Source organism: Streptomyces sp. NWU339 (assembly GCF_003143855.1).
Taxonomy (GTDB): Bacteria; Actinomycetota; Actinomycetes; order Streptomycetales; family Streptomycetaceae; genus Streptomyces.
Genome location: NZ_QFRK01000135.1, coordinates 1 through 4,587, shown reverse-complemented (window position 1 = coordinate 4,587; position 4,587 = coordinate 1). Strand labels below are relative to the sequence as shown.

The following is a 4,587-nucleotide window of genomic DNA, read 5'->3' as shown; positions in this document are numbered from 1 at the left end:
CGGTCTCCGCCTTGTCGACGTGGAGGCCGCCGTGCTGGTGGGCGTTGGCCCCGACGGTCAGGGAGGCGATCAGCAGGACGATCAGCGCGACGCAGACCGACAGCATGTCGACCTTGCCGAGCTTGGAGAGCGGGCGCTCGATCCAGGTCAGCCACTTGATCTCCCGGTCCTCGAACACGAAGTCCAGGAAGATCATCAACAGGAACATGCCACCGAAYGCGGCGATCGACGGGTGGGCGTCGGTGACGAGCTGCTGGTACCGGTCCTTGTCGCTGAAGGCGAGATCGACCGCCTCGATCGGACCGAGCTGGGCRCTGATGGCGACGATCACGACGGGGAAGACCAGCCGCATGCCGAAGACGGCGATCAGGATGCCGATCGTGAGGAAGATCTTCTGCCAGAAGGCATTCATCTTCTTCAGGATCCCGGCGTTGACCACCGCGTTGTCGAAGGACAGCGAGATCTCGAGGATCGACAGGATCGCCACGATGCCAAAGGCGGTCCACCCCCCGAAAAGGATCGCTGCGACCAGACCGAGCGCGGTGACCGCGAACGACCAGCCGAAGGTTTTCAGAACCACTGGTACCCAATCGGTTAGGGAGGGGGCGCCGGCGACCTCGCGCGTCGCCGGCCACGGCGCACCCCGGGGTGACGGTGTGTCACAGGGGTATGTCAGGAATCCGCTTTCACTGCGAGGACCGGGCACGGCGCGTCCAGGAGGATCCGCTGCGCCGAGGACCCCAGGAGGAGCTTGCCGACCGGGCTGCGGTGCCGCAGCCCGATCACCACCAGGGACACCCCGGCGGACCCCGCCAGCTCGACGATCTCCTCGGCGGCGTCGCGTCCGCCGACCACCTGGCGTATGTCGAAGTCGACGCCCAGTTCGGTCAGGTCCCGTCGGACCTGGTCGAGGTCTGTCCGCTCCGCGAAACCGCGGTCGACGTACGCGTCACCTCGCGAGGTGTTCACCACCAGCAGGTTCTCGCCCCGGGCGCGGGCCGCGTCGACTCCCGCGCGCAGGGCCGCCTCTCCCTCCGGCGTGGGCACATATCCCACCAGTACCGTCATGATCGCCCCTTTCTGGCCCGTTGCTCGACGAGTGGACGCACGACGAACCGGTGGACCAGCGGCCAGACCAGTACGAGCACGATCACCGTGTAGATCACATAGGAGACCGGTCCGCCCAGCAGACCGGACAGTTCGCCACCCGACAGCTGAAGCGACCGTCGGCCCTGCAGTTCCGCGAGGGGGCCGAGGATGACGCCGACGATCAGCGGCAGCACCGGCAGCCCGAATCTGCGCATTCCGAAACCGAGCAGTCCCAGCGTCAGGAGGAGGAACAGGTCCAGCGGCTGGGCGTTGACCGCGTAGGCACCCATCGATGCGAAGAACACGATCCCCGCGTACAGATAGGGGCGCGGTATCCGCAGCAGTTTGGCCCAGGCCGGCGCGAGCGGCAGATTCAGCAGGAGCAGCAGCAGGTTGCCGATGAACAGGCTGGCGATCAGTGCCCAGACCAGCCCCGACTCGCGCTCGAACAGCAGCGGGCCGGGCTGGATGCCGTACGACTGGAACGCCGCGAGCATCACCGCGGCGGTCGCGTTCGTCGGCAGTCCGATGGCGAGCATCGGCACCAGGGTGCCCGCCGCGGACGCGTTGTTTGCCGCCTCCGGGCCGGCGACTCCCTCGATGGCCCCCTTGCCGAACTGCTCGGGGTACTTGGTCAGCTTCTTCTCCGTGACGTACGACAGGAACGTCGGGATCTCCGCGCCACCGGCCGGCATGGCTCCGAAGGGGAACCCGAAGGCGGCGCCGCGCAGCCAGGGTTTCCAGGACCGTTTCCAGTCCTCCCGGCCCATCCACGGCACGCCGACGGGAAGCACCCCCGCGGGCTTGCGCCGCAGATGCGCCGCCACCCAGAGGGCCTCACCGACGGCGAAGATGCCGACGGCGACCACCACCACGTCGATGCCGTCGGCGAGTTGGGGGACGCCGAAGGTGAGCCGCTGCTGCCCGGAGACCGAGTCGATTCCGACAATGCCGATCACCAGGCCGACGAGCAGCGAGGCGAACCCGCGGATGCGCGACGAGCCGAGTACCGCGGTGACCGCGATGAAGGACAGCAGCATGATCGCGAAGTAGTCCGGTGCGCCGAGGCCGACCGCGAAATCCACCACGACGGGGGCGACGAACACCAGCAGCAGAGTGCCGATCGTGCCGGCGACGAAGGAGCCGATCGCCGCGGTGGCGAGCGCCTGCGCCGCCCGGCCGGCCTTGGCCATCTTGTTGCCCTCGATGGCCGTGACGACCGAGGACGACTCGCCGGGCGTGTTCAGCAGGATCGAGGTGGTCGAACCGCCGTACATGCCTCCGTAGAAGATGCCGGCGAACATGATGAACGCCTGGGTCGGCTCCATTCCGTACGTCACGGGCAGGAGCAGGGCCACGGTCATGGCCGGGCCGATGCCGGGCAGGACCCCGACCGCCGTACCGATGGTGACGCCGATCAGCGCCAGCAGCAGGTTCATCGGGGTGACGACGTGCGCGAACCCGTCGAGCAGATGATTCAGGTTGTCCATTACAGGATTCCTTGCAGCACGCCGGCCGGGAGATAGACGCCGAGCCCGATCGCGAAGGCGTAGAAGGTGATGAGTGACAGCGCCACCGCGATCGCCAGGTTGCGCAGGTGGTGCCGGTTGCCCAGGGCGAAGGTCGTTCCCCAGAACAGGAGGGTCCCGCTGATCACCCAGCCGAGGGGTTCGATCAGTACCGCGTTGACGACGAACGCGCCTACCATCAGCAGCACGGTGCGCCAGTCGATCGGATTCGTCAGGTCGACGTCCTCGCCGCCCTCCGGTTCGACGCGGCCGCCCCGCGCGACGTCGACGACGTACACGAGGGCGATCAGAAGGAGCAGTACGCCGAGGAGTACCGGTACCGTGCGCGGCCCGATCGGGTCGGTGCTGCTCGTTGTGTGCGCGATCCCGGTGGCGTCGACGATCACCAGTACGCCCAGCAGGGCGAGGAACGCGCACACACCGTACTGTGCGCGGTCCGCTCCCGGGGGCCGGCGGGACTCGGGAGCGGTGCGCTCATCGACGTCCAGACTCATGCCAGACCGAGCTCTGTGAGGATGTCGGCGACGGCCTTGTCCTGTTCCGTCAGGTAGGTGGCGAACTCGTCGCCCGTGGTGAACGCGTCGGTCCAGCCGTGCTTGGTCAGCTCGGCCTTCCACTCCTCGGAGCCGTGCATCGCGGTCAGCGAGTCGATCCAGACCTTCTTGTCGGCGTCGCTGATGCCGGGCGGGGCGACGATTCCGCGCCAGTTGGTGAAGACCATGTCGATCCCCGAGGACTTCAGCGTCGGGGCGTCATCGAGGGCGTCGATCGGCTTCTCGCTGGTCACCGCGAGCACTCGCACCTGACCCGCCTCGATCTGGTCGAGGAACTCGCCGAAACCGCTGGCCCCGAAGGCGATCTTGTTGCCGAGGATCGCCGGGAGCAGCTCACCGCCGCCGTCGTAGCCGATGTAGTTGACCTTCTTCGGGTCGATGCCGACCGTCTTGGCGAGCTGCATCGGAAGCAGGTGGTCCGGTCCGCCGGGCGACGAGCCGCCCCCGACCGCGACGCTCTTGGGGTCCTTCTTCCAGGCGGTGACGAGATCGTCGATCGTCTTGTACGGAGAGTCCTTGGGCACGACGATCGCGCCCGCCTCCTCCATCAACTTGGCTATCGGCGTGGTCTGCGAGAGCGTCGCCTTCGATTTCGAGGCGTACGCGGCACCGACGACCCCCAGCCCCATCTGCATGGCGAGCTTGCCGTTGCCCTTCTCGTTCACGGTGCGTTGCAGACCGACCGTGCCGCCGGCGCCCGGGAGGTTGAACACCTGGACACCGGACGCGATCTTGGTGTCCTCCAGCACCTTGGCCGCCGTCCGCGCGGTGGTGTCGTACCCGCCGCCCGGGGTGTTGGGGACCATGATCCGCAGTCCGGTGACGGGCTCGTCGCTCTTGCCCGTCTCCTTCTTCTCCGCGGTGGCGCCGCAGGCGCCTACCGCGAGCATGGACATGGCGGCCAGGGCACTGACGACAGCAGCTCTGCGAGTTCTCATGGCTTGTCTCTTTCGCTTCCGGCAGTCGGACGCCATGATTGTGCGACTCGTGAGACACCACGTCTGTGTTGTGTCAGCATTAAAGATTGAGTTCATTGTGGTCGTAACTTTTCGCCGCCATACCCTCGCGGGCGAGCTGCTGGTACTCCAGCTCGCCATCATCGTGGTGGTGCTGCTGGCGGTCGCCGCCGTCTCGCTGGCCCAGTCGGAAGCGACCTTCAACCGGGTCGAGGGACGCCGGGTCACCGCGCTGGCCGAGCAACTGGCCGGCAACCCCCTGGTGTCCAGCCAGCTCGGCCGGCCGGCGCCGGGTGAGACGCTCGCCCCGCTCGTGCAGACCACGCTGACCCAGTCGGGCGTCACCTCCGTGACGGTCGCCGACAGCAGCGGCAGGATCGTCAGCTCCACGAATCCCACGGTGATCGGTACAAGGCTGTCGCTCGGCCCCGGCGTCGCCGAGGCCGMGCGRCWGCCTTG

5 protein-coding genes and 1 pseudogene are annotated in these 4,587 nt (G+C 67.6%); 1 reads left to right on the top strand and 5 read right to left on the bottom strand.

Features of this window, described 5'->3' with window-relative positions; all coding sequences use genetic code 11:
- The 5 genes from DIZ27_RS44155 to DIZ27_RS44135 form a co-directional block, all read right to left on the bottom strand.
- The coding region (locus tag DIZ27_RS44155) for a DUF475 domain-containing protein (RefSeq protein ID WP_146229154.1) at positions 1-580 on the bottom strand (580 nt) is incomplete at its 3' end.
- Positions 581-672: 92 nt separating this feature from the next.
- A complete protein-coding gene (locus tag DIZ27_RS44150) occupies positions 673-1,068 on the bottom strand; it encodes a universal stress protein (protein WP_109383879.1) in 396 nt (131 codons plus the stop codon).
- Complete coding sequence (locus tag DIZ27_RS44145) at positions 1,065-2,579, bottom strand: tripartite tricarboxylate transporter permease (protein ID WP_109383878.1); 1,515 nt, start codon at positions 2,577-2,579, stop codon at positions 1,065-1,067. The genes DIZ27_RS44150 and DIZ27_RS44145 overlap by 4 nt, the downstream gene beginning before the upstream one ends.
- On the bottom strand, positions 2,579-3,112 hold the full coding sequence (locus DIZ27_RS44140; protein WP_109383877.1) for a tripartite tricarboxylate transporter TctB family protein: 534 nt from the start codon (positions 3,110-3,112) through the stop codon (positions 2,579-2,581). The genes DIZ27_RS44145 and DIZ27_RS44140 overlap by 1 nt, the downstream gene beginning before the upstream one ends.
- On the bottom strand, positions 3,109-4,110 hold the full coding sequence (locus DIZ27_RS44135; RefSeq protein ID WP_109383876.1) for a tripartite tricarboxylate transporter substrate binding protein: 1,002 nt from the start codon (positions 4,108-4,110) through the stop codon (positions 3,109-3,111). The genes DIZ27_RS44140 and DIZ27_RS44135 overlap by 4 nt, the downstream gene beginning before the upstream one ends.
- A 97-nt stretch (positions 4,111-4,207) precedes the next feature.
- On the opposite strand from DIZ27_RS44135, the pseudogene DIZ27_RS44130 reads away from it, so the two are divergent.
- A pseudogene (locus DIZ27_RS44130) lies at positions 4,208-4,587 on the top strand (ATPase); the annotation flags it as partial.